The sequence below is a fragment of the Mycobacterium sp. NGS61 genome, from assembly GCF_059812325.1.
In genome coordinates, this window is the sequence record NZ_JCALCL010000002.1 from 255,529 (window position 1) to 280,174 (window position 24,646).

Below are 24,646 nucleotides of genomic sequence, written 5' to 3' on the forward strand. Positions count from 1 at the left end.
CCCGTCAGGGCCGCTGCGACCGCAGCTGGACAGGGCTGCGGGGCACCGCGAATTCGCGGCCCTCGGCCACCCGCAGGTAGACCTGCTTCAGCGTCTGCAGATACCGATCGATGGACTCATAGGCCACCGGGTTGCTGGGAAATGACGCCGTCACGGTGGTTTCCTCATGAAACTTGTTGACCCACATGCATACTCGTGCCGCGATTCGACCGTCGCTGAACGCCTGGATGTTCATCCGGTCCAGTTGGGTAGCGATGACTGCGGACAGCGGCGGTACGCCGGCATCCAGGAACGACAGCATGGGAAAGCTGCCCTGCGCGGGCGGTCGGCGCAACCAGGGGGCGAGTTCCAGGACACGCTCGAACGGCACTCGGGCCAGGTGGGTGCCGGAGTCGAAAGCGGTCTGGGCGCTGCGGGCGGTCTCGCCGAAGGAGTCGCCGACGTGGACGGCGAACGGGACGTGGCCGATGAACCATCCGGTGGTCATGAACTCTGCGGCGGTGCTACGGGTGCCGACCGGGGTGACGGCGCAATACCTCTCCGAGCCGGTCAGCTCGTATTCGCAGAGTGCGGCGCACGCGAACACGCCGCCGCTGAACCGCGCGCCGGCCGCGGTGCATGCGGATTCGAACCGGGCGGTCTGCTGGGCGTCCAGCAGTCGCACCGAGAGCAACTCACCGCTGGTGAGCATCGTTGTGTCGCCGAGCGGTAGCGGGAAGCTCGGCAGCGTTCCGTCGTTGTCGTCGAAGAAGTCGATCCACTGCCGGATTTCGGGGGAGCGCAGGGACAGCCCCGCGGTGTAGGCGCTCTCGCGCACGCAGTAGTCGGTGTAGCTGCCGGCCGGCGGAAAGGCGATGGGACCGTCGCCGTCGATCAGTGCGTAATACATCTCCCTGATCTCCCAGAAGATGCCGCCGATGAACATCGGGTCCACGTGCAGATGGTCGACGCTGATGCAGACGGTGAAGTGGTCGTGGCGCTGGATGACCGCGAAGCGGAAGCAGTCCCACTGCAGCGGATTTGGTGTCGCCAGCACCTGGTCCTGCCACTGCGTCGCCGACATTTCGCCGTGTTGTTCAGGCGTGAGCTCGATGTCCGCGGGGTCGGCGATGGTGTGCCGGACGATGTGGTCTCGGGCGGTGAACTCAAACCAACTGTGGTAGGTGTCGTTTCGGCGTAGGTGGGCGTTGAGCACGTAGGTCATCGCGCGGATGTCGCACTGGCCGCCGATGTCGAAGGCGATCACCAGTAGCCGCGACATGTGCAGCCCGCGCTGCTGTTGTTCCCGGAAGCCGCGCAGATGTCGAGCCTGGATGTAACTGGGCGGGACGGCACTCGTCGGCGCCTGCCGTGCCGCTCTCACCGAAGCCGGCGCGGGACGCCACCACCAGACCGAACCCGGAGCCGGGGCCCAGTCGCGGACTGTCCCCAGACCCAGCTGACCCATCACCACCACCGCGCGCTCCTGTCAGTCCGGCGAATTCTCAGGGTATTTCGTATCCGCCGGGGACCCTCACATTGACACCGGAGCGTCCTGCACCGGGGCGAGTTTTCCGTACAGGCGATCGGCCAGGTCGCGCACCGTGGTGATATCGGTGGAGCGCAACCGTATTCCGGTGTCGGTCTCCAGTCGGGTACGCAGCTCGAGATTCCCCAGTGAATCCAGGCCGTAGTCCGATAACGGCCGGTCCGGATCGACACTGCGGCGCAGGATCTGGCCAAGCTGATCGGACACCAACCGTCTCAGCCGGCCCGCCCACTCATCGGCCGGTAACTCCAGCAGCGCGGTGCGGAACTCTGATCCGTCGTGTCGCCGCCCGGCAGCACTGAACATCTCGGCGAATCGGCTGCGTGCCGCGAGCGCGGAAAGCCACGCTGAACCGGTGGTGGGGGTGTAGCCGGAGTAGCAACGGGTATGGCCCAGCAGGGCTTGGAAGGCGTACGCGCCGTCGTCGGGGGCGATCATCGTGGTGCCCGTATCCGCCAGCGTTGCGCCACGGCCGATTTCGGCCCACGCGCCCCACGCGATCGCGGTGGCGGGCCGACCGTGCGCCCGCAGCCAGTGCGCGAAGCCGTCCAGCCAACTATTGGCCGCCGCATACGCGCCCTGCCCCGCAGAGCCCAGCAGCGCCGCCGCCGACGAGAATAGGCAGAACCAGTCCAGCGGGGCTGTCCTGCTCGCCTGGTAGAGGTTCCACGCACCGCGGACCTTGGGCGCCCAAACGCGTTCCAGCAGGTCGTCGGTGATGGTCGTCAACGTCGCATCCTCGACCACGGCGGCCGCATGCAACACACCGCGCAAGGGCAGGCCGGTGGCCGTTGCCGCGGCGACCAGGCGGGCCGCGGTGGCGGGGTGGGCGATATCGCCGCACACCGTCACCACGTCCGCGCCGGTAGATCGGATGAGTTCGATTGTCTCCAGCGTTCCTTGGGAGGGCAGCGTCCGTGAATTGAGCACGATGCGACCCGCGCCGGCCATCTGTTCGGCGAGAAACAAGCCGAGCCCACCGAGTCCGCCGGTGATCAGGTAGGCGCCGTCGCGCCGGAACACCGGTGCCTGTTCCGGCGGCACTCGGGCAGCGCATGTCGTTGCCCCGGGAACGTCAAGGATGAGTTTTCCGGTGTGCTCGGCGGCGCTCATCGTCCGAATCACGTTGCCGGCGTCGGTAAGTGGATAGTGGGAGCGCTGCGGCTGCTTCAGACCGTCCGCGACGAGCCGGTAGACGTCCGATAGCAGCTTCTGGATGCGCCACGGCTGGGTGGCGGTCATCAGAGCCAAGTCGACGGCGTGCAGCGACAGGTTGCGCCGGAGCGCGTAGAGCCCCAACCTCGTGTCGTCGTAGATATCGCGCTTGCCGATCTCGATGAACCGGCCGCCGAAGGCGAGCAGGTCTATGCCGGCGCGCTGCGCGGTACCTGTCAGCGAGTTGAGCACGACATCAACACCGTAGCCGTCGGTATCGGCTCGGATCTGCTCGGCGAAATCCGTGCTGCGCGAATCGTAGACATACTCAATCCCCATGCCGCACAGCAATTCCCGGCGTTGTGGGCTGCCGGCCGTAGCGAAGATCTGCGCTCCGGCAGCACGGGCGAGCGCCGCCGCGGCCTGGCCGACACCGCCGGTGGCGGAGTGGATAAGCACCTTATCGCCGGCGCGCACGCGAGCGAGTTCGTTCAGACCGTAGAACGCGGTGACATAGGCGGTGGTGACGGCAGCGGCCTGGCCGTCATCCAGGCAGGGCGGCAGTTTCGCGGCGAGCCGGGCATCGCAGGTGACGAAGGTTCCCCAACACCCACCCGGCGCCATACCGCCGACTCGATCACCGACCTCCAGGTTGGTCACTCCGGCTCCGACCGCACTCACCACGCCGACGAAGTCGAGACCTAATTCCGGCTGCTCGCCGTCGAAAGACGGATAACGTCCGAACGCCGCCAGCACGTCGGCGAAATTGACGCTGGACGCGCGGACCGCGACCTCGATCTGCCCGGCTCCCGGCGGTCTGCGGTCGTCTTTGACGCACTCGACGGTTTGCAGGTCGCCCGGGATGCGGACCCGCAACCGCATGCCGTCGTGCCGCGGGTCGATCACCGTCGTCATCCGCTCGTCCGGGCGCAGCGGCGCCGGGCACAATCGTGCCGTCAGCCATACGTTGTCCCGCCACGCGGTCTCGTCTTCGGTTGTGCCCGAAAGCAGTTGACAGGTAACCAGGTCCGCAGCGGTCTTGTCGTCGAGGTCGATCTGGGTGGGGTGTAGATAAGGGTGCTCGGCGCCGATCACCCGCAGCAACCCGCGCAGGCCGGCCTGAGCGAGGTTGACGGCGTCGCCGTCCAGAACCGGTAGGGCATTCCGGGACACCACATAGAGCCGGGGCGCAGCACCGCGGACCTCAGGGAGTTCGCGGGCGACGTGGACGAGCCGGCGGACGGGTTCGGTCTTCAGCGGGTCGGTGGTTTCAGGTCCGGCGATCACCACGACACTGCCAGTTTCGTCGGCGGCCAACTCACTGTGCAGTGGCGCGGGGTCGTCCGTCCATCGGCAGACGGTGCATCGCGCTCCGCGTTGTCGCAAGGTGTCGGCCAACTCGCTGGGCAGCGGGTCGTCGTCGGAAAAGCTTAGGAGCAAATAGGTTCCACCGGCGCCTGCGGGTTCGGGCAGTTTCTGTCGTTGCCAGTCGATGGCCAGCAGTCGCTGGTCGAGCAACCGGTCTCGGTCGGCGGCCGCCGAGTTTCCGGTGCCCATCAGGAGCCCGCGGACCACCAGCAGCACAACGCCGCGGTCATCCAGCACGTCGATGTCGGCCTCGACACCGGCGACGCAGGTCGTCACCGTGGTCAGGCAGTACCGCGGCATCGAAGACGAAGCGTAACCACGCAACCGGCGTACCCGCAGCGGCAGCAGCAGCCCGCCAGAATCCATGCCGTACACGGCGGGATGCGCTGCCACCGACTGAAAGCAGGCATCCAGCAAGGCGGGATGCATCGTGTATCCCGCTTGCCGCGTGCGGATCGGATGGGGCACGGCGATCTCACCCAGGACGGTGCCGACGACACCCGCGGCGACGTGTGTCACATCCAAACCGGTGAATGCCGTGCCGAACCGAATCCCTCGCTCGCCGAACCATTCTCGGAGTTTGGTGCCCTCGACCCGTTGTGGGTGGGCCGCGAGCAGCGCGTCGAGGTCGTGCGGTTGCGGTGAGTCGTCCTCGGTACGGTGCAGGGTCGCGGTGGCCCGGCGGGACTTGTCACCGCCCGACTCCGTTTCGACGACGAACGTGACAGCGCCGCCAGGTTCCACGGTCGCCGAAGCTCCGACGGGTGTCACGCCGTCCAGCAACAACATTTGCTCGAAGCGGATGTCACGGACCTCGGCCCGCCCACCCAGCACCGCGGTGGCCGCGGCCAAAGCCATCTCGCAATACGCCGCACCCGGCATGGCCGCCACGCCGTTGATTCGATGATCACCCAGCCACGGCAATGCGTCGGTGCCGAGTTCTGCCAGCCACGCGTGCCGTTCCGGTCTCTCCATCAGGCGCACGTGTGCACCCAGCAGGGGATGTGCGGCAACGGTGTTGGCGGCTGGTTTCGCGGCGGTGATGAGCAAACGCCGGTTGCTCCAGACCGGCAGCGGCGCGTCCACCAGACGCCCCTCGGGGCACAGCGTTGCGAAATCCACTGCGGCACCCGCGCCGTGCAGATCGGCCAGCAGGCCGCGTAACCCGTCGGGCATGGCCACTTCACGGCGCATCGCCGGGATCACAGCCACGGGCATGTCGAGACTCTGCGCGGTTTGCTCGACGGCTCGGGTCAACAGTGGGTGCGGTGAGAGCTCGCCGAATACCCGGTGCCCATCGGCGAGCGCAGCCTTGACCGCGGCGGAGAACCGCACGGTGTGGCGCAGGTTGTCCACCCAGTAGCGCCCGTCGCAGCTGGGGCGTTCGCGTGGGTCGAAGGAGGTCGCCGAGTAGTAGGGGAGCTGCGGTGGCTGCGGATTCAGCTCGGCCAGTGCCTCGGCCAGTTCGTCGAGGATAGGGGTGACCTGCGCAGTGTGCGAGGCCACGTCGACGGCGACCTCGCGGGCCAGGATGTCGCGCTGTTCCCACCCCGCGACCAGTCGACGCACCACGTCGGTAGCGCCGCCGATCACGGTGGACTGCGGTGCGGCCACCACGGCGATCACCACATCTGTGATGCCGCGGTGGGCAAGCTCGTCGCGGACCTGCGGCGCGGGCAACTCCACCGCTGCCATCGCGCCCGCACCCGCCAGCCGCATACACAGCCGCGAGCGGCGACAGATGACGCGGACACCGTCCTCGAGCGAAAGTGCCGCTGCGACAACGGCGGCCGACACTTCACCCAACGAATGCCCGATCACCGCACCCGGCCGGACACCGTAGGCCTGCATCGCCGCGGCCAGCGCGACCTGCATGGTGAACAGGGTCGGCTGCACCCGGTCGATGCCGGTCACCATGTCTTCAGTCATGGCCGCGGTCACCGAGAAACCCGCTTCGGCGGCGATCAGCGGTTCGGCGGCGGCCACCGTCGCCGCGAAAGCCGGTTCGGTAGCCAACAGGTCCGCGCCCATCGCCGCCCACTGCGAACCCTGCCCGGAGAACACCCACACCGGACCGCGGTCATCACGGCCCGCCGCAGGTCGCAGCGGGTCATCGCGACCGGCCACGGCACGCAGCCGCGCGACCAATTCGGCGTTGTCGGTGGCCGACAGCAGGGTGCGCACCGTGCGGTGCGCGCGCCGCCGCGCCAGCGTGTAGGCCAAGTCCGTGGCTGAGGGTTGCTGCGTCGCCACCCAATCCGCGGTCCGGCGCGCTGTCTGGCGCAGCGCGTCGGGTGAGCTGGCTGACAACGCGAAGATCCGCGAGCGTGACTCCTCCCGAGCAGGGACCGAAACCATAGGCGCTTGCTCGAGGATGGCGTGCGCATTAGTTCCCGACATGCCGTACGACGACACCGCGGCCCGCCGTGGCATACCGCCGGGCCACGGCGTAACCTGTTGTGGCACAAACAGTCCGGTGTCAATAGCAGCCAGGTCGTCGGGCAGTGCGGTGAAGTGCGCCAGCGGTGGCACCACTGCGTGCTGAAGAGACAGCACCGCTTTGAGGACCCCCACCACGCCGGCGGCCGCCTCGGTGTGCCCGAGGTTGCTCTTCGCCGAACCCAGCGCGCACCGATGCCCGTCAACCCCGTACACGGTTGCCAGACTGCGGTATTCGATCGGATCTCCGACCGGTGTGCCGGTGCCGTGCGCCTCGATCATCCCGACGGTGCCCGGGTCGACGCCGGCCGCCGACAACGCCGCGCGGTACGCCGCGACCTGCGCGTGCAACGACGGCATCGTGATCGTCTCAGTGCGGCCATCCTGATTCGTCGCGGTGCCGCGCACTACGGCCAGGACCCGGTCGCCGTCGCGCAGCGCGTCGGGCAGCCGTTTGAGCAGCACCACCGCACACGCTTCGGAACGGACGAACCCGTCGGCGCCGGCGTCGAACGGACGGCACCGTCCGGTGGCAGAGAGCATGCCCTGCCCGGAGGCGGAGGCGAACATCTGCGGTTCCAGCATCACCATGCACCCGCCGGCCAGGGCCAGGTTGCTCTCGTATTCATGCAGACTGCGGCACGCCATGTGCACCGCAACCAGACTCGACGAGCACGCGGTGTCCACCGTGATCGACGGCCCCCGCAGACCCAGGGCGTAGGACACCCGGCCCGAAGCCATGCTGAACGCGGTGCCGGTGAACCCGTACGCGTCGCCCAGGGCGCCGGCCGCGTCGGTAACGTGGGCGTAGTCGTCGTGACACATCCCGATGAAGACGCCGGTCAGCGAGTCTGCCAGCGACGTCGGGGGCAGCCCGGCGTGTTCGACAGCCTCCCACGAGGCTTGCATCAGCAGCCGGTGCTGCGGGTCGATCGCGGTGGCCTCGCGTTCACTGATGCCGAAGAACTCTGGGTCGAAACCGCCGACGTCGTCCAGGAAGCCACCCCAGCGCGAGACCGACCGGCCGGGCACCCCCGGCTCGGGGTCGTAATAGGCGTCGGCGTCCCAGCGGTCGGCGGGCACCTCGCCCACCAGGTCGTCGCCGCGCAGCAGCGCGTCCCAGAACTTGGCCGGGGAATCGATGCCGCGGGGGAGTCGGCAGGCCATGCCGATGACAGCCACCGGAGTGACCTGTCTGGGCTCCATCGTCGTGCCACCTCGCCGTCCTGCACCGGGCTTCGTGGCCATCTTCCGTGCGCAGGGACCTCGTCGTCGGGATCAACGCGCCGATGGTTTGATTCGCGCACCGCGTCACTTCGGGCGAGTAGTGTTCCAGCCGTGGTTGGCGCTGCTGTCCCCGCTGAATACGTGAAGTTCAGATGACCCGCGCCGACAAGCCCGCCCGCATCCCCCTGCTGCCCGTCGACGAAGCCAAAGCCGCCGCCGACGAGGCGGGCGTACCCGACTACATGGCCGAACTCAGCATCTTCCAGACGCTGCTGAACCATCCGCGGCTGGCGCGGGTATTCAACGACATGCTGGCCATGATGCTGTGGCACGGCGACCTGGACCGCCGACTGCGTGAGCTGGTGATCATGCGTATCGGCTGGCTCACCGGATGCGACTACGAGTGGACCCAGCACTGGCGGGTCGCCTCCCGCCTGGGAGTGTCGCCCGAGGATCTGCTCGGCGTCCGGGATTGGCAGGCCTACAACGGGTTCGGGCCCACCGAGCGGGCGGTGCTCGCCGCCACCGACGACATCGTGACCGACGGCGTGGTCAGCGAATCCAGCTGGGCGGCCTGCGAGGCCGAATTGAGCACCGACAGAACGGTTCTCATCGAACTCGTGACCGCCATCGGCGCATGGCGGATGGTTGCCTCCGTCCTGCGGAGCCTGCAGGTGCCCCTGGAAGAGGGCGTGGCCAGCTGGCCACCGGACGGCGTAGCGCCCTCGAACGGGTAGTGGTCGCGGCGTAGCGTCGGCGGCATGCGAACCAGGGTTGCCGAGATGCTCGGCGTCGAGTTTCCGATCTGCGCCTTCAGCCACTGCCGCGATGTGGTGGCCGCGGTGACCAATGCGGGCGGGTTCGGCGTCCTGGGCGCCACCGCGCACAGTCCCAGACGTCTGGACAGCGAACTCACCTGGATCGAGGAGCAGACCGGCGGCAAGCCCTACGGCGTCGATCTGTTGTTGCCGCCCAAGTACGTCGGCGCCGACACCGGTGGGATCAACTCCAGGCAGGCCCAAGACCTGCTGCCGGAGGAGCATCGCGCCTTCGTCGATGAGCTGCTGAACCGGTACGAGGTAGGTCAGGCCGCCGACGACGAACCGGTGCGTGGCGGTCTGAACATCTCGCCCAAGGGCTACGAGCCTCTGCTGGAGGTCGCGTTCGCCCACAACATCCGGTTGATCGCCAGCGCGCTCGGGCCGCCGCCGCGCGACCTTGTCGAGCGGGCGCACCGCCACGACGTGCTGGTCGCCGCGCTGGCTGGAACGACCGAACATGCGCGCCGGCACGCCGCGGCCGGGGTAGACCTGATCGTTGCCCAGGGCACCGAGGCCGGCGGACACACCGGTGACGTGGCCACCATGGTGCTGGTGCCCGAAGTGGTCGACGCGGTGGCGCCCACTCCGGTACTGGCCGCGGGTGGCATCGCCCGGGGCCGCCAGATCGCCGCGGCGCTGGCCTTGGGCGCCGAAGGCGTGTGGTGCGGATCGGTGTGGCTGACCACCGAGGAAGCTGAGACCGCGCCGGTGGTCAAGGACAAGTTCCTGGCCGCCACCTCCTCGGACACGGTGCGGTCGCGCTCGATGACCGGCAAGCCGGCGCGGATGCTGCGCACCGCCTGGACCGATGAATGGGAGCGGCCCGACACCCCCGCGCCGCTGGGAATGCCACTGCAGACCGCCCTGGTCACCGATTCGCAGGTGCGGATCAATCAGGCCGCGGCACATCCGGGCGCGAAGGCACGCGAGTTGGCGACCTACTTCGTCGGACAGGTGGTCGGTTCCCTGGACCGGGTGCGGCCCACCCGCGCGGTGGTGCTGGACATGGTCGAGGAGTACATCGACACCGTCGGGCGGCTGGAAAGCCTGGCCGACTGACCCCATCCTTGCCGCGAGCGTCCCTCGAATGCCGCTGATTGCGGGCGTTGAGCGCACATATGGGGTCGCTCGTGGCCTGACACGGGGCCGCTCACCCGCTCAGCGCGAGCGTCCCCGAAATGCCGCAAAGTGCGGCCTCTGACCGCACATCTGAGGGCGCTCGCGCCCAACAGGGACCCGCACTGTGACATTGAACACGTCGCAGTCGCCCCAGGTCAGGGTGCCTCAAGGCTGCGAGACAGCTGTGTGCCCGCATGGAGATGACATAAAGATCGCGAAACTGCGGGATGGCGCGTTGACCGGGCAGGGCCTGTGGTGCATTATCGGTCAGGCAAGCACCTCGTTAGGTGAGGCGGCTACACGAACATAGGCCACTGACCCCGAACGTCGAAAGACGCCCCGGGTCAGGACAGCTCTTCCCGGCTTAAGGGTTGAGCCCAGGTGGCTTCCGGTTTACCGGACACGTCGGGTAGTGCCAAAGCTCTGACGAGAGGGGTGCGGATATCCGACGATGGTCGGATTCTGTTCTCCTTCGTGCACCCAGACAACATGTGTGTCGTGGCTGAGAGGAGGTGAGGGACGCATGAGTTCCAGTGGCAGTCCGGGTCGAGATCCGGATGTTTCGTCCCTGACCGGTCTTCGGCGCGACGTGTGCGGCTGAGTCGCTCACTTCCTCCGACCGGAACCGTTGCGGGACGGGACTTACCAAGATTCCTTTGAGGTCCACCTGTCAACGTTTGGTCAACCGCTAGGAGGCGATCATGACCGCTGCACTGTACGACGAAGTCACCACCCTCACCGCCGCACCACGGCTGCACCTCGTGCGCGACGTACCCGCGCCCACGAAGCCGGCCCGCCGCATCGACGTCGCCGGCGCCGGCAACGACCCACTGGTCGACGGCGCCGCCCGCCTGCTCACCGTGCCGCTGCGGCACGTCTACGCCGCACTGTGGCGCATTGGTGTGCTCGAAGTCCAGGCGTGACGCATGGATATCGACCAACCGCGGACTCCGAGGGACTAGCCGACTGCAGGCGCGTCCTGCGGTGAGCCAGTCCCTCGGAGTCGTGCAGTTCCATTCGCCATTAGAATCCAATTGGCGTTGATCCGGCCATCACCGGGGAGCCTTCGGAAGAACAGCCGGTACGGCCCAGTAGAACCGAACGGGTGGGCCCGTCACAGCCCTCTTGAGCGGTCACGCGCCAGCGTGGCAAGCGGGGTGGTACCGCGGCGCTTGCGCACCAGCGCATCGTCGTCCCCGGCCAGAGGTGGCTAGAGGGAGACGACGTACGTGACCGATCGGGTTTATCCGAAACTCGCTGCCGGGGCGCCTGATTTTCCGGCCCTCGAACTCGAGGTGCTCGACTACTGGTTCCGCGACGACACCTTCCGTGCCAGCATCGCAAATCGGGACGGCGCAACCGAATACGTGTTCTACGACGGTCCGCCGTTCGCCAACGGTCTGCCGCACTACGGACACCTGCTGACCGGCTACGTCAAAGACATCGTGCCCCGCTACCGCACCATGCGCGGCGACAAGGTGGAGCGCCGATTCGGTTGGGACACCCACGGATTGCCCGCCGAGCTGGAGGTTGAGCGACAGCTGGGCATCACCGACAAGTCCCAGATCGACTCGATGGGGATCGCCGCGTTCAACGACGCCTGCCGCGCGTCGGTGCTGCGCTACACCGACGAGTGGCAGCAGTACGTCACCCGCCAGGCCCGCTGGGTCGACTTCGACAACGACTACAAGACACTGGACCTCAGCTACATGGAGTCGGTGATCTGGGCGTTCAAACAGCTGTGGGACAAAGGCCTGGCCTATGAAGGCTACCGGGTGCTGCCGTACTGCTGGCGCGACGAGACCCCGCTGTCCAACCACGAATTGCGGATGGACGACGACGTCTACCAGAGCCGGCAGGACCCGGCTCTGACGGTCGGGTTCCGCGTTCAGGGTGGCCCGCTGGACGGCACCTATCTGTTGATCTGGACGACGACGCCGTGGACGCTGCCTTCCAACCTCGCGGTCGCGGTGCACCCGGACGTGACATACGTGCATGTGCAGGCCGGCGAGCGACGCTACCTGCTGGCCGAGCCGCGGCTGTCCGCCTATGCGCGCGAACTGGGCGAGGAGCCCGAAGTGCTTGGGACACTGCGTGGCTCGGAGCTGCTCGGCACCCGCTATCTACCGCCGTTTGCCTATTTCCTGGACTCGCCCAACGCCTTTCAGGTCTTGCCGGCCGACTTCGTCACCACCGAGGACGGCACCGGTCTGGTGCACATGGCTCCGGCGTACGGCGAGGACGACATGGCGGTGGGGGATGCGGCCGGGATCAGGGCGGTCACCCCGGTCGACGCCAAAGGCCGATTCGATGCGACCGTGCCGGATTACCAGGGCCAGCACGTCTTTGCCGCCAACCCGCAGATCATCCGCGATCTGAAGAACCAGAGCGGGCCCGCTGCGGTGAATGGCGCGGTGCTGCTGCGGCACGAAACCTACGAGCACCCCTACCCGCACTGCTGGCGCTGCCGTAACCCGCTGATCTACCGCGCGGTGTCGTCGTGGTTCGTGCGGGTGACCCAGTTCCGGGACCGCATGGTCGAGCTGAATCAGCAGATCACCTGGTACCCCGAACACGTCAAGGACGGCCAGTTCGGCAAGTGGCTGCAGGGCGCGCGCGACTGGTCGATTTCCCGAAACCGGTACTGGGGCACCCCGATTCCGGTGTGGAAGTCCGATGACCCGGCCTATCCCCGCATCGACGTCTACGGCAGCCTGGATGAGCTGGAACGCGATTTCGGGGTGCGGCCGTCGAATCTGCACCGCCCTTTCATCGATGAGCTCACCCGACCCAATCCCGACGACCCGACCGGGCAATCGACGATGCGCCGCATCTCCGATGTGCTCGACGTGTGGTTCGACTCCGGTTCCATGCCGTATGCGCAGGTGCATTACCCGTTCGAGAACCAGGACTGGTTCGACGGTCACTATCCCGGTGACTTCATCGTGGAATACATCGGGCAGACCCGCGGCTGGTTCTACACGCTGCACGTGCTGGCCACCGCGCTGTTCGACCGGCCGTCGTTCAAAACCTGCGTGGCACACGGGATTGTGTTGGGCTCCGACGGCCAGAAGATGAGCAAATCGCTGCGCAACTATCCCGACGTGACCGAGGTGTTCGACCGGGACGGCTCCGACGCGATGCGGTGGTTCCTGATGGCTTCGCCGATCCTGCGGGGTGGCAACCTGATCGTCACTGAGCAGGGTATCCGCGACGGGGTGCGCCAGGTGCTGTTGCCGTTCTGGAACGCCTACAGCTTCTTGGCGCTGTACGCGCCGAAAGTCGGTGTCTGGCGCACTGATTCGGCGAATGTGCTGGACCGCTACATCCTCGCCAAGCTGGCGGTGCTGCGCGAGGACCTGACCGCGGCGCTGCATGTCTGCGACATCTCCGGCGCCTGCGAACAGTTGCGCCAGTTCACTGAGGCGTTGACGAATTGGTATGTGCGACGGTCGCGTTCGCGGTTCTGGGTCGAAGAGGCCGATGCGATCGACACGCTGCACACGGTGCTGGAGGTCACCGCGCGGTTGGCCGCGCCGCTGCTGCCGTTGATCTCCGAGATGATCTGGCGAGGCGTGACCGGCGGGCGCTCGGTGCACCTGACCGATTGGCCGCAGGCCGGTGAGCTGCGCGCGGATCCGGACCTGGTCGCGGCGATGGACCAGGTCCGGGAGGTGTGTTCGGCGGCGTCCTCGCTGCGCAAGGCCAAGAAGCTGCGGGTACGCCTGCCACTGCTGAAACTGACCGTGGCAGTGGAGCATCCGGAGACCCTGGCGCCGTTCACCGACCTGATCGGCGACGAGTTGAACGTCAAACAGGTCGAGCTCACCGACGCGATCGACACCTACGGACGGTTCGAGCTGACCGTCAACGCCCGGGTGGCCGGACCTCGTCTGGGCAAGGACGTGCAGGCTGCGATCAAGGCGGTCAAAGCGGGCCAGGGCGTGGTGAACCCGGACGGCACGCTGACGGCGGGTCCGGCGGTGCTGCAGCCTGAGGAGTACAGTTCGCGCCTCGTCGCGGCCGACCCGGAATTCACCGCGGCGCTGCCCGGCGGCGCCGGCCTGGTGGTGCTCGACGGGACCGTGACCCCGGAGTTGGAAGCCGAGGGTTGGGCCAAGGACCGCATCCGGGAACTACAGGAGTTGCGCAAGTCGACCGGGCTGGACGTGTCCGACCGGATCAGCGTGGTGATTGCGGTACCTGCCGAGCGCGAGGAGTGGGCCGCCACGCACCGGGACCTGATCGCGGGCGAGATCCTGGCTACCAGGTTCGAATTCGGTGAGCCCGCGGATGCGACGGAAATCGGCGACGGGGTGCGGGTGGCGATAACCCGCGCGACCGGATAGGTTCCGCGCCGGTGCGGGGGGCGTGTTAGCCGAGGAGGCCGAGCAGGCCGCCCCCGCCCGTCTGGCCGCCGGTCCCGAGCAGGTCACCGCCGCCGAGCAGGCCGCCGGTCCCGAGCAGGCCACCGCCGCCGAGCAGGCCACCGAGGTCTGGCAGGCCGCCGAGACCCGGTAGCAGGCCGCCGAGACCGGGCAGCAGGCCGCCCAGGTTTGGCAGGCCACCGAGACCCGGCAGCAGGCCTCCCAGCCCGCCGAGCAGCCCGCCCAAGTCCGGCAGGGCGACGTCGGGCAGCAGGCTGCGCACCCCGTCCAGTAGACCGCCCAGGTTCGGCAGGGAACCGATGCCCGGCAACACGACTTCCGGCAGGGGCACCAGCGGACCGCTGATATGCGGTGCGCCGATGGCTTCGGCCAGTTGTTGCGGTGCGTAGAGCAGCAGACCGGGCAGGATGCCGCCGGTCGGCGTCCCGCCGAGGGGCACCGACAGCAGCGGGGTCGGACTGCCCAGCGGATTCACCACAAGCGTCGTGACGTCGAGGGGGGTCAGGATTCCGCCGAGCGGAATCTGCGCGGTCAGCGGCACAGTCACGCCGCTAAGCGCACCGAGCCCGAGCGGCAGGGTGACCCCCGGTAGGCCGACACTCCACATCACCTGACCATTGAGGAAGCCGTCGGTGACGACCGCCGGGGCGGTGAGGACCGCAACTAACGCCCCGAAACCGTCGCCGCTCTGTATTGCACTGCCGAAGGCCGACGCGACGGAATACATCGCGTTGGCCGTGGTGATCGGTGAGCCGATGAAATCTATACCCAGCGCGATCGGGAACCCGAAGAACGCGGCGCCAAGCTCCAACTGGCTGAGGGCGATCGGTGATGTCAACGGGTTGATATTTGTTCCGACGGAATACGAGAAGTCGGTAAGCGTGCCCAGCACATTCACGAAGTTCTGCCCGATTCGTGCCGGTATCGACGCGATGGGTGCCAGGTCCGCCAATACCATATTCGCGGCCCCGCTGCTCAAGTGCTGCCCGGCATTGGCAAACGCGGTGGAGATTATCTGGCCGTAGCTGATCTGATTGGCGATGAATTGGCGCAAGAACGGGAACGGGTTGGCGGCCAAGCCGTTTCCGAGACTCTGCAGGTTGGCGATCGTGTTGGCGAACAGTCTCTCGTACGGTCCGGTGATCGCCGTCAGGCTCACCGGCGTCGGACCGGGCGCCGGCCCGAAAACGCCGGGCAGCAGCGCATTGAGCGACGGCAGACCAAGACCACCGAGTAACCCGCCCGGGTTGAACAGACCGAGTCCGCCCAGCAATCCGCCGGAGCCGCCCAGCAGCGCGGCGGGGTTGCCCAGCGCACCGGTCAGGCCATCCAGAATGGACGCTGCCGGCAACGCGGCGGCTGCGGCAGCTTCGGTACCCAGGTAGGCGCCGACACTCGCGTTGAGCACCCGGACGAACTCCGCGTGGAACGCGCGCGCCTGGGCGCTGACCGCCTGGTATTCCTCGCCGAATTCGGCGAAGAGCGCGGCGACCGCACCTGATACTTCATCGGTGGCCGCGGGCGCGATATTGGTCGTGAAGCCGGCCAGCGATTGGGAGACTTCGGATAGTGATCCGTTCACGCCTGCGAGATCTTGAGCGGCGGCTTGGACCCATTCCGGCACAACGACAAGTGACATAGCGATCTCCCTCGACCCGTGTCAACGTTAACCGGCATCCGCTGAGGGGGGATCACCATCGATAAAGCTAATTAAACATGCGTTTAATATTATATTTTAGGTTAACTAAAGACCTCCCGGCACCGCGGCCGCGCCGAGCCGTTCTGAGCGCTCGCGCTCAGCCCCATAGCATCGACAACCGTGGAGTCCCGATGGGTGCTGCACCTGGACATGGATGCGTTCTTCGCATCGGTGGAGCAGCTGACCCGGCCGACCCTCAAGGGCCGGCCGGTACTGGTCGGCGGGCTGGGCGGTCGGGGAGTGGTGGCCGGTGCCAGCTACGAGGCGCGGGTGTTCGGCGCGCGCTCGGCGATGCCGATGCATCAGGCTCGCCGGCAGGTCGGTGCGGCCGCGGTGGTGCTGCCGCCCCGCGGCGTGGTGTACGGCGTGGCCAGTCGCCGTGTCTTCGACGCGGTGCGCAGTCTGGTCCCCGTCGTCGAGCAACTGTCGTTCGACGAGGCGTTCGGCGAACCGGCCCAGCTGGCCGGTGCGTCGGCCGACGAGGTGCAGACGTTCTGTGCAACGGTGCGCCGACGGGTGCGTGAGGAGACCGGTCTGGTCGCCTCGGTGGGTGCTGGGTCAGGCAAGCAGATCGCCAAGATCGCTTCCGATCTGGCTAAACCCGACGGTGTCCGGGTGGTCCGCCGCTCCGAGCAGCAAGAGCTGCTGAGCGGATTACCGGTGCGGCGGCTGTGGGGGATCGGCCCGGTCTCCGAGGAGAAACTGCACCGCCTGGGCATCGAGAACATCGGGCAGCTCGCAGCGCTGGCTGACGCGGAGGTCGCCGACATCCTCGGTGCCACCGTGGGGCCCGCGCTGCACCGGTTAGCGCAGGGCATCGACGACCGTCCCGTCGCCGAGCGTGCCGAGGCCAAGCAGATCAGCGCCGAATCCACCTTCGCGGCCGACTTGACCACGCTGGACCAGCTGCGCGACGCGATCGAGCCGATCGCCGAGCACGCGCACCGTCGGCTGCTCAAAGACGGTCGCGGCGCCCGCACGGTCACGGTGAAGCTGAAGAAGTCGGACATGAGCACGCTGACCCGCTCGGCGACGCTGCCCTACGCGACGACCGAACCCGGTGCGCTGGTGTCGGTGGCCCGCCGGCTGCTGCTCGATCCGTTGCAGATCGGGCCCATTCGTCTGCTCGGTGTGGGCTTTTCCGGCCTCAGCGACGTGCGCCAGCAGTCGTTGTTTCCCGACCTGGACCTGCCGCCGGAACCGGCTGAAGCGCATCAGGATTTCGAGACCCTGCGTGCGGTGCTGCTGACCGGGCAGGACGGCGGGTCCTGGCGGATCGGTGATGACGTTGCGCACCGCGACTTCGGGCACGGCTGGGTGCAGGGCGCCGGCCACGGCGTCGTCACCGTGCGGTTCGAAACGCGCGGCACGGGACCGGGCCAGGCCAGAACTTTCCCCCTCGACACCGCCGACCTCGCGGCCGCCAACCCGGTCGACAGCCTGGACTGGCCCGACTACGTCGAGGCACTGCGCGAGCACGTTCGGTCAACCCCAGCGGTCGAGGATGTCGCCCACGGGTAGGCCGGCGGCCAGCGTCGCCATCAGCAGCACCCGGGCCTGCGGCGGTGCCAGCCGCGGCACCAGCACCGCGCCGGCCTGCACCAGATCGTGGCCGGGGCCGTAACCGGCGCTCACCCCGCCGTTGGGCACCCGGGTGGACACCGCGACCGTCACCCCGGCGCGGCACAGGCGCCGGACACCGTCGACGACCGCGCGTCCGGCGTTGCCGGATCCCAGCGCCTGCAGCACCACCGCGCGGGCACCCGCGGCGGCGAAGGCGTCCAGCGCCACCGCGTCGCTGCCCAGGTAGGCCGCCGCGATGTCGACGCGCGGCGCGTCAGCGGCCGCCAGCTCGCCGAGAAACGTCCGCTGCTTGGGGTGCGTCAAAACCAGATCGTTGTCCAACACGGTGCCGGCCAGCTGCCCGGCGAAACCGCTCAGATCCTGGGTGACCTCCTTGCGCAAACCCAGCGGCTGCAACACCCGGCCGGCGAAGCACACCAGCACCCCCAGGTCGCGAGCCACCGGGCTGGCCGCCACCGCGACGGCGTCGCGCAGATTGGCCGGGCCGTCGGCGTCCGGCGCGTCCGCGCTGCGCATCGCGCCGGTCAGTACCACTGGGACGGGGCCGGCGTGGGTCAGTTCGAGCCACAGCGCGCTTTCCTCCATGGTGTCGGTGCCATGGGCGACGACGATCCCGTCGGCTCCACTGGCGACCGCCCGATGCATGGCCGCGCGCATCAGATCCCAGTCCGGCGGAACGAGTTCGGAACTGTCGACCGCCAGCACGTCGACGACGTCGAGGTCGATATCGACGTCGAATCCCGACAACAGTTGCGCGCCCGAGCGGGCGGGCCGGCGCACCCCGTCGGCGCCGGTGCTCGTCGAAATCGTCCCTCCGGTGGTGATCACGGCGACGCGCCCCATCCCGGCATCATCCCGCACGCCCGCCCCGGCACTGCTGGGGGATGATGGTGAGGTGCCTGACGAACCAACCGGATCCGCAGATCCGCTGACTTCAGCCGGTGACGCCGAGGAACCGCGCGCACCCGGGGCTGCCGCGCCGCGGCGGTTGCGGCTGCTCGTCTCGGTTGCGGCTGTGGTGCTCGCGCTGGACGTGGTGACTAAGGTGTTGGCGGTCAAACTGCTGCCTCCCGGTCAGCCGGTGTCGATCATCGGTGACACGGTGACCTGGACGCTGGTGCGCAATTCCGGTGCCGCGTTCTCGATGGCGACCGGATACACCTGGGTGCTTACCTTGATCGCGACCGGTGTCGTGGTCGGCATCTTCTGGATGGGCCGGCGGCTGGTCTCGCCCTGGTGGGCGCTGGGGCTCGGGATGATCCTGGGCGGTGCGATGGGCAACCTGGTCGACCGCTTCTTCCGGGCGCCGGGCCCGCTGCGCGGACATGTGGTGGATTTCCTGTCGGTGGGCTGGTGGCCGGTGTTCAACGTCGCCGACCCGTCGGTGGTGGGTGGCGCCATCCTGCTGGTGGTGCTGTCCATCTTCGGCTTCGATTTCGACACCACAGGTCGACGGAAAGTCAACGGCGACAACGCTATTCCGCCGGAACCCGAGAACGCGGGTGACTGAGCGCACGTTGCCGGTCCCAGAAGGATTGGCGGGCATGCGCGTCGACGCCGGGCTGGCCCGGCTGCTGGGACTGTCGCGCAGTGCCGCGGCGGCCATCGCCGAAGACGGTGGTGTCGAACTCGACGGCGTACCAGCCGGGAAATCCGACCGACTCACTTCGGGTGCCTGGCTGCAGGTGCGGCTACCCGAACCGCCGAAACCGTTGGAAAACAGGCCCGTTGACATCGAGGGCTTGACAGTGCTGTATGCCGACGACGACATCGTGGCCGTCGACAAGCCCGCCGCGGTGGCCGCCCACGCCTCGGTCGGTTGGACCGGGCCCACCGTGCTGGGCGGCCTGGCCGCCGCGGGCTACCGCATCACCACCTCGGGGGTGCACGAGCGGCAGGGCATCGTGCACCGTCTGGACGTCGGCACGTCCGGGGTGATGGTGGTGGCGCGCTCCGAGCAGGCCTATACCGTGCTCAAGCGCGCGTTCAAACAGCGCACCGTCGACAAGCGGTATCACGCACTGGTGCAAGGACATCCGGACCCCTCCAGCGGCACCATCGATGCGCCGATCGGCCGGCACCACGGCCCGGAGTGGAAGTTCGCGGTCACCAGCACCGGCCGGCACAGCATCACCCACTACGACACCGTGGAAGCACACGTGGCCGCCAGCCTGCTCGACGTGCACCTGGAAACCGGCCGCACCCACCAGATCCGGGTGCACTTCGCCGCGCTGCACCACCCCTGTTGCGGTGACCTGGTTTACGGCGCCGATCCGAAACTCGCGAAAAAGCTTGGCCTGCAACGTCAATGGCTGCATGCGCGGTCGTTGGCTTTCGCGCATCCGGCCGATGGCCGGCGTGTCGAGATCGTCAGCCCCTATCCGCCCGACCTGGAACACGCGTTGAGCGTGTTACGCGCTGAGGGCTGACACGTCCCGCTCACTGGGTGTGGCACACGAAGTTGATGCCGTTGAGGTTCAGCCTGACCTCGCCCTGGTGCTCCCAGTACTCGGAGCCCTGCCGGCTGTAGCGGGCGCCGCTGCCCGACGGCTGGACGAACAGGATGATCCGGGTGCCCTTCCAGTTCAACACCGCCGCCTTGGGATCCAGATCGTTGTAGAACTGTGCGGTCAACGGACCGTCCCCGGGCGGACAGTTGTAGGTCACGACCGGCGGGGCGACCGTGGCCGGGTCGGCGATCGCCAACTCGACCAGCCGCGTCTGGTAGGCCTCCACCAGGCAGGTCCGGACGTCGACGCGGTCGGTGCAGCCGTCGCGCACTGTCATGAAAGCGTTCTGCGCGGTCGCGAGCGTGGACTGGTCAGCCCCGGGGCGTGCCAGTGCCTGCTGATACGCCGTCTGCGCCCGGCGGTCCAGGACGGTCAGTTCCGGGTCGTTACACACCAGCTGCTGAGCTTTGACGGTGGATCGGGCGCAGTCCAGGGCCGGTGTCGGCGAGGTGGTGGTGATGCTGGCCGACAGGCCCGGTGCGGCGCTCGCGGTCGACGAGTCCGGGTGCGACGGTCGCGAACCGCACCCGCCGAGCAGCACGGTGGCCGCGATCACGGCGACGACTGAGACGAGCTTGCCCGACATCGGCATTCGGTACCTATTCATCGGTCGATATCCTAGGTTGGCTTTATGACCTGTGTCACACCGTCCACACTGCCCTCAGGAGCAACTGTCAATGAACCTCGGTGATCTCACGAACCTGGTTGAAAAACCGTTCGCGGCCGTGTCGAACATCATCAACACGCCGAACTCCGCCGGGCGATATCGGCCCTTCTACTGGCGGAATCTGCGCGACGCCGTGCAAGGCCGCACACTCGAAGAGGCGGTCGATGGAAAGATCGCGCTGATCACCGGCGGGTCCTCGGGCATCGGCGAGGCGGCCGCACACAAGATCGCCGAGGCGGGCGGCATCGTGGCGCTCGTCGCGCGCACCAAAGAGAACCTGGACAAAGTCGCCGACGACATCCGCGCCAATGGCGGTACCGCCCACGTCTACCCGTGCGACCTGTCCGACGTCGACGCCATCGCCGAGATGGCCGATAAGGTCATCGAGGACCTCGGCGGCGTCGACATCCTGATCAACAACGCGGGCCGGTCCATTCGGCGATCGTTGGCCCTGTCGTACGACCGGATCCACGACTACCAGCGCACCATCCAGCTGAACTACCTGGGCGCGGTGCAGCTGATCCTCAAATTCGTCCCAGGGATGCGCGAACGCGGCTTCGGGCACATCCTCAACGTGTCCTCGGTCGGCGTCCAGACCCGGGCACCGCGGTTCGGCGCCTACATCGCCAGCAAGGCCGCGCTGGACAGCCTGTGCGACGCGCTGCAGGCCGAGACCGTCAGCGACAACGTCCGGTTCACCACCGTGCACATGGCGCTGGTGCGCACGCCGATGATCAGCCCGACCAAGATGTACGACAAGTTCCCGGCACTCACGCCGGACCAGGCCGCCGGCGTGATCACCGACGCGCTGATCCACCGGCCGCGGCGGGCCAGCTCGCCGTTCGGGCAGTTCGCCGCCGTCGCCGACGCCGTCAACCCAGCCGTCATGGACCGGGTGCGCAACCGCGCATTCGGCATGTTCGACGACTCGTCTGCTGCCAAAGGCAGCGAAAGCGATACCGACACAAAGGATCTCGACAAGCGCAGCGAAACGTTCCTGCAGGCCACCCGCGGAATCCACTGGTGATGTCGTGAGCCTTCCCAAACCGAGCAAGCAATCGACCGTCGTCATCACCGGCGCCTCCTCAGGCATCGGCACCGAACTGGCCAACGGGCTGGCCCGCCGGGGCTTTCCGCTGATCCTGGTCGCGCGGCGCCGCGAACGCCTCGACGAGCTGGCCGAAAAACTGCGTGCGGAACACAGCGTCGACGTGGAGGTCTTCCCACTTGACCTGTCCGACAACGAATCCCGCGCAAAGCTGGCCGAACGGCTGCGCAACGAGCCGATCGCCGGGCTGTGCAACAGCGCGGGCTTCGGCACCAGCGGGCGCTTCTACGAGCTGCCGGAGGAGCGGGAAAGCGAGCAGGTCACCCTCAATGCACTGGCGTTGATGGAGCTGACCCGCGCCGTGCTGCCCGGAATGGTCAAGCGGGGCGCCGGTGCGGTGCTCAACATCGCCTCGATCGCGGGCTTCCAGCCGATTCCGTTCATGGCGGTGTATTCAGCGAGCAAGGCGTTCGTGCTGACGTTCTCTGAGGCCGTGCAGGAGGAGCTGCACGGTACCGGCGTGTCGGTGACCGCCCTGTGCCCGGGCCCGGTTCCGACCGAGTGGGCTGAAATCGCCAGCGCCGAGCGGTTCAGCATCCCGATCGCGCAGGTGTCCCCGAAGGACGTCGCCGAGCAGGCCATTGCGGGCATGCTCGCCGGCAAGCGCGGGGTGGTGCCCGGTGTGGTGCCCAAGATCGTCAGCACCGGCGGCAGGATTCTGCCGCGCAGCCTGCTGCTGCCCGGCATCCGGATCGGCAACCGGCTGCGCGGCGGCCCGAGTCACTGACCGGGCGTCAGCCCTGTCGCCACGGGTGGGCGTCCAGCCAGTTGGTGACCGTCGAGATCACCTCGGCGTTCGCGTTCTCGTCCTGCTGGCGTAGCTGGTCAACCAAAACCGAAATGCGTTGCAGCAGAGCACCATAAGCTGCGGCTGCGGCGCCTGCGTACTCTTCTGCCGCCTCGGCCTGCCAGGACGCGGAGTAGTGCGAGGGCAGGTTGTGCAGTTGCTCGGCGAGGTCTCGTGCCTCCGCCTGCGCCGTATCCACCAGGTTGCGCACCGTCTCGACATCCTCGGCCGGGCCCGCTTCCAGAATGCGGTCGAGTTCGCGCACGGTGGCCAGCGCCAACTCGATGGACCTGGTGTGGGCGGCCACCCCCAGCGGGGGCACCGGAAGCGCCAACAGGTTCGCCGCCGCCACACCGGGCTCGCGCACCCGCGCCGCTTCCTGAGCAGCGGCGGCCTGCTCGCGGGCCGCCGCCAGTTCGGTCGCCGAAGTCGCGCGCAACTGCTCGATCTCGCTGTAAGCGCGGGCCACGGCCGCGCCGGCATTCTCGGCCTCGGCGCGGGCACGCGCCACCTCGGCCTGCGCTGCTTCGCGCAGGGCGGCGAGCTGCTGGCCGGCTTGCGCGCGCGCCTCAGTCAACTCTGCGGCCGACGCGGTGCGCACCTGCTCGGTCTCCGCTTTGAGCCGGGTCATCTCGGCCGCGGCGGCGGTGCGGAGCTGCTCGAGCTCTGCCTTGGCCCGGGCCACCTCAGCTTCGGCTGCCCGGTGCGCGGCGGTGATCGCACCGGTGGCCTGCCCGCGGGCCGAGGCGACTTCGGCCGCGGCATCGGCCCGGATCTGGTCGAGTTCGCGGCGCACTTCCTCCAACGCGCGCTCGGCGCTTTCCCGGGCAGTCGCGCGCTCGGCGATGCGCTGCTCAGCACGGGCTTCGGCGGCTGTGGCCCGCTCGTTGGCTGCGGCGATCTCGGCCGCGGCATCGGCGCGCACCCGTTCCAGCTCGGCGCGCACCTGCTCGAACGCCTGGCGCCCGGTCGCCCGGTCCGCGGTGCGCTCGGCGATGCGCTGTTCGGCGCGGCTTTCCGCGGCGGTGACCTGCTCGGTGGCCGTGGCGAGTTCGGCGGCCGTGTCGGCGCGCACCTGAGCGAGTTCGGCGCGTACCTGTTCCAGGGCCCGCTGCGCGGCGGCCCGCTCGGCGGCGCGTTCAGCCTTTGTTGTTTCCAATGTTGTTTCGAAGGCCTGCTGCGCGGCTTGCCGCTCGGCCGCCCACTGCTCTTCCTGCCGCGCGGCCTGGGCCTGCACTTCGCGTGCCCGCTCGCGCGCCGCGGTGGCCACCCGCGCCGATTGTTCAGCCTGCGCCCGGGCCATCGCCACGGCCGCCTCGGCGTCTTTGCGGCCTTGCTGCGCCTCCCGCGCGTGCGCCTCGGCCGCGACCCGCATGTGGTCGGCCTCGACCAGTCGCATCACCGGCGAGAGCCGCTTGCGTGCCGGGCCGGATCGATTTCGGTGCTCGACGAGGTCGCGCTCGCTCATCGCCGCCAGCGCCAGCAATGCCGCGGGCGGTTGCTGTCCGAGCCGCTCGGCGGCGGCGACCGAATCCGCGGCGGCGCGCAGCGTCAACGCCGCCCACTCCGCGGGGTCGAGATCCTCGATGTGTTGTCGTGTGGTGCTCACCCGTGCCGGCGCCTTCCTTTGCCGGCCGGTTCGATAGCGGCCTCATCGGTGGGTGCCGGGGGCTGGTCGGGGGCGGGGGGCTGGTCAGCGGGCGGGACCGACGGCTGGGATTCCCGGGGCTCGCGGGCAGCCGGCGCGTCCCGTCGCGGCGGAGATTGCCGCGCCGCGAGCTGAGACAGCGGTCCAGCCTGCTGCGCCAACACCAGGGAGAATTGGTTGAGGTACACCGTCACCGACCGGGCCAGCGTCTCGTCCCCGAGGAACTCGGCGTCACGCAGCAGCCCGCGCAGCATCTCCAGTGCCAGCTCGGGCCCCAGACCCAGGGTGGCGTTCTCGTGTGCTGCCGGTTCGATCCCCGCGGTCTCCACCACCCACACCAGCCGTTGCCAGCAGCGGTCCAGGGCCGCGCTGCGCTGCGCGTCTTCGCGAAGCTCCTGATGATGCCGGTCACGCTGGTCCTGCTGCAGCGCTTCACGTTTGGCGGCCCGGCGCGCGGCGATGAATGCGATGACCGCCAGAATGATCGCCACCGTCAGGGCAGCCACACCGCCGAATCCCGCCGACGTCAGGAAGTCGCGCGCGGGAGGGAGGGCCCCTTCCGCCACAAAATGACGCTCGTGCAAGCTCATGGCTCGGA

The 24,646-nt window shown here is 68.2% G+C and carries 16 protein-coding genes and 1 riboswitch; of the genes, 9 read left to right on the top strand and 7 right to left on the bottom strand.

The features are described from left to right. Positions 1 to 4: 4 nt before the first annotated feature. Together AC5Y3Z_RS05910 and pks2 are read right to left on the bottom strand one after the other, a co-directional pair. Positions 5 to 1,447: a condensation domain-containing protein gene (locus AC5Y3Z_RS05910; RefSeq protein ID WP_473139675.1), complete on the bottom strand. Its 1,443-nt coding sequence runs from the start codon at positions 1,445 to 1,447 to the stop codon at positions 5 to 7. A 66-nt stretch (positions 1,448 to 1,513) separates the two neighbouring features. Further along, positions 1,514 to 7,696, bottom strand: a complete 6,183-nt coding sequence (pks2, locus tag AC5Y3Z_RS05915; protein WP_473139634.1) for a sulfolipid-1 biosynthesis phthioceranic/hydroxyphthioceranic acid synthase — start codon at positions 7,694 to 7,696, stop codon at positions 1,514 to 1,516. Between the two features lie 173 nt (positions 7,697 to 7,869). Here pks2 and AC5Y3Z_RS05920 point away from each other — a divergent pair, with 173 nt between their 5' ends. From AC5Y3Z_RS05920 to ileS, 4 genes are all read left to right on the top strand, one after another. After that, positions 7,870 to 8,454 (top strand): carboxymuconolactone decarboxylase family protein, encoded by a 585-nt coding sequence (locus AC5Y3Z_RS05920; protein ID WP_463825142.1) that lies wholly within the window; start codon positions 7,870 to 7,872, stop codon positions 8,452 to 8,454. A 24-nt stretch (positions 8,455 to 8,478) separates the two neighbouring features. Beyond that, on the top strand, positions 8,479 to 9,597 hold the full coding sequence (locus tag AC5Y3Z_RS05925; RefSeq protein WP_473139635.1) for an NAD(P)H-dependent flavin oxidoreductase: 1,119 nt from the start codon (positions 8,479 to 8,481) through the stop codon (positions 9,595 to 9,597). A gap of 332 nt (positions 9,598 to 9,929) precedes the next feature. Further along, positions 9,930 to 10,099, top strand: a riboswitch (M-box (ykoK) riboswitch). A gap of 259 nt (positions 10,100 to 10,358) precedes the next feature. Further along, positions 10,359 to 10,580 (top strand): Rv1535 family protein, encoded by a 222-nt coding sequence (locus AC5Y3Z_RS05930; RefSeq protein WP_473139636.1) that lies wholly within the window; start codon positions 10,359 to 10,361, stop codon positions 10,578 to 10,580. A 306-nt stretch (positions 10,581 to 10,886) separates the two neighbouring features. Beyond that, positions 10,887 to 14,006: an isoleucine--tRNA ligase gene (ileS, locus tag AC5Y3Z_RS05935; protein WP_473139637.1), complete on the top strand. Its 3,120-nt coding sequence runs from the start codon at positions 10,887 to 10,889 to the stop codon at positions 14,004 to 14,006. Positions 14,007 to 14,031: 25 nt separating this feature from the next. On the opposite strand, the gene AC5Y3Z_RS05940 is transcribed toward ileS, so the two are convergent. Further along, complete coding sequence (locus AC5Y3Z_RS05940; protein ID WP_473139638.1) at positions 14,032 to 15,684, bottom strand: PE domain-containing protein; 1,653 nt, start codon at positions 15,682 to 15,684, stop codon at positions 14,032 to 14,034. A 180-nt stretch (positions 15,685 to 15,864) separates the two neighbouring features. Between AC5Y3Z_RS05940 and AC5Y3Z_RS05945 the strand changes: the two genes are divergently transcribed. Further along, the gene (locus tag AC5Y3Z_RS05945) at positions 15,865 to 17,265 is read left to right on the top strand and encodes a DNA polymerase IV (protein WP_473139639.1); all 1,401 of its coding nucleotides are present in this window, start codon (positions 15,865 to 15,867) and stop codon (positions 17,263 to 17,265) included. On the opposite strand, the gene AC5Y3Z_RS05950 is transcribed toward AC5Y3Z_RS05945, so the two are convergent. Continuing rightward, complete coding sequence (locus AC5Y3Z_RS05950) at positions 17,230 to 18,171, bottom strand: asparaginase domain-containing protein (protein ID WP_473139640.1); 942 nt, start codon at positions 18,169 to 18,171, stop codon at positions 17,230 to 17,232. The two genes, AC5Y3Z_RS05945 and AC5Y3Z_RS05950, sit on opposite strands and share 36 nt — an antisense overlap. Positions 18,172 to 18,223: 52 nt before the next feature. Here AC5Y3Z_RS05950 and lspA point away from each other — a divergent pair, with 52 nt between their 5' ends. Further along, positions 18,224 to 18,838: a signal peptidase II gene (lspA, locus tag AC5Y3Z_RS05955; protein ID WP_463825150.1), complete on the top strand. Its 615-nt coding sequence runs from the start codon at positions 18,224 to 18,226 to the stop codon at positions 18,836 to 18,838. Between the two features lie 34 nt (positions 18,839 to 18,872). After that, the gene (locus AC5Y3Z_RS05960; protein ID WP_473139641.1) at positions 18,873 to 19,757 is read left to right on the top strand and encodes an RluA family pseudouridine synthase; all 885 of its coding nucleotides are present in this window, start codon (positions 18,873 to 18,875) and stop codon (positions 19,755 to 19,757) included. 10 nt (positions 19,758 to 19,767) lie between these two features. Here AC5Y3Z_RS05960 and AC5Y3Z_RS05965 read toward each other — a convergent pair whose 3' ends face one another. Continuing rightward, positions 19,768 to 20,445, bottom strand: coding sequence for an MliC family protein (locus AC5Y3Z_RS05965; protein WP_473139642.1), 678 nt, complete (start codon positions 20,443 to 20,445; stop codon positions 19,768 to 19,770). A 70-nt stretch (positions 20,446 to 20,515) separates the two neighbouring features. Between AC5Y3Z_RS05965 and AC5Y3Z_RS05970 the strand changes: the two genes are divergently transcribed. Next, the gene (locus tag AC5Y3Z_RS05970) at positions 20,516 to 21,532 is read left to right on the top strand and encodes an SDR family NAD(P)-dependent oxidoreductase (RefSeq protein WP_463825153.1); all 1,017 of its coding nucleotides are present in this window, start codon (positions 20,516 to 20,518) and stop codon (positions 21,530 to 21,532) included. A 4-nt stretch (positions 21,533 to 21,536) separates the two neighbouring features. Then, positions 21,537 to 22,340 carry an SDR family NAD(P)-dependent oxidoreductase gene (locus AC5Y3Z_RS05975; RefSeq protein ID WP_463825154.1) on the top strand — a complete coding sequence of 268 codons (804 nt, stop codon included), beginning with the start codon at positions 21,537 to 21,539 and terminating at the stop codon, positions 22,338 to 22,340. Between the two features lie 7 nt (positions 22,341 to 22,347). On the opposite strand, the gene AC5Y3Z_RS05980 is transcribed toward AC5Y3Z_RS05975, so the two are convergent. Beyond that, positions 22,348 to 24,009, bottom strand: coding sequence for a coiled-coil domain-containing protein (locus tag AC5Y3Z_RS05980; protein ID WP_473139643.1), 1,662 nt, complete (start codon positions 24,007 to 24,009; stop codon positions 22,348 to 22,350). Further along, entirely contained in the window at positions 24,006 to 24,638 is a 633-nt protein-coding gene (locus AC5Y3Z_RS05985; RefSeq protein ID WP_463825156.1) for a hypothetical protein, read from the bottom strand. The genes AC5Y3Z_RS05980 and AC5Y3Z_RS05985 overlap by 4 nt, the downstream gene beginning before the upstream one ends. Between the last annotated feature and the right edge of the window lie 8 nt (positions 24,639 to 24,646).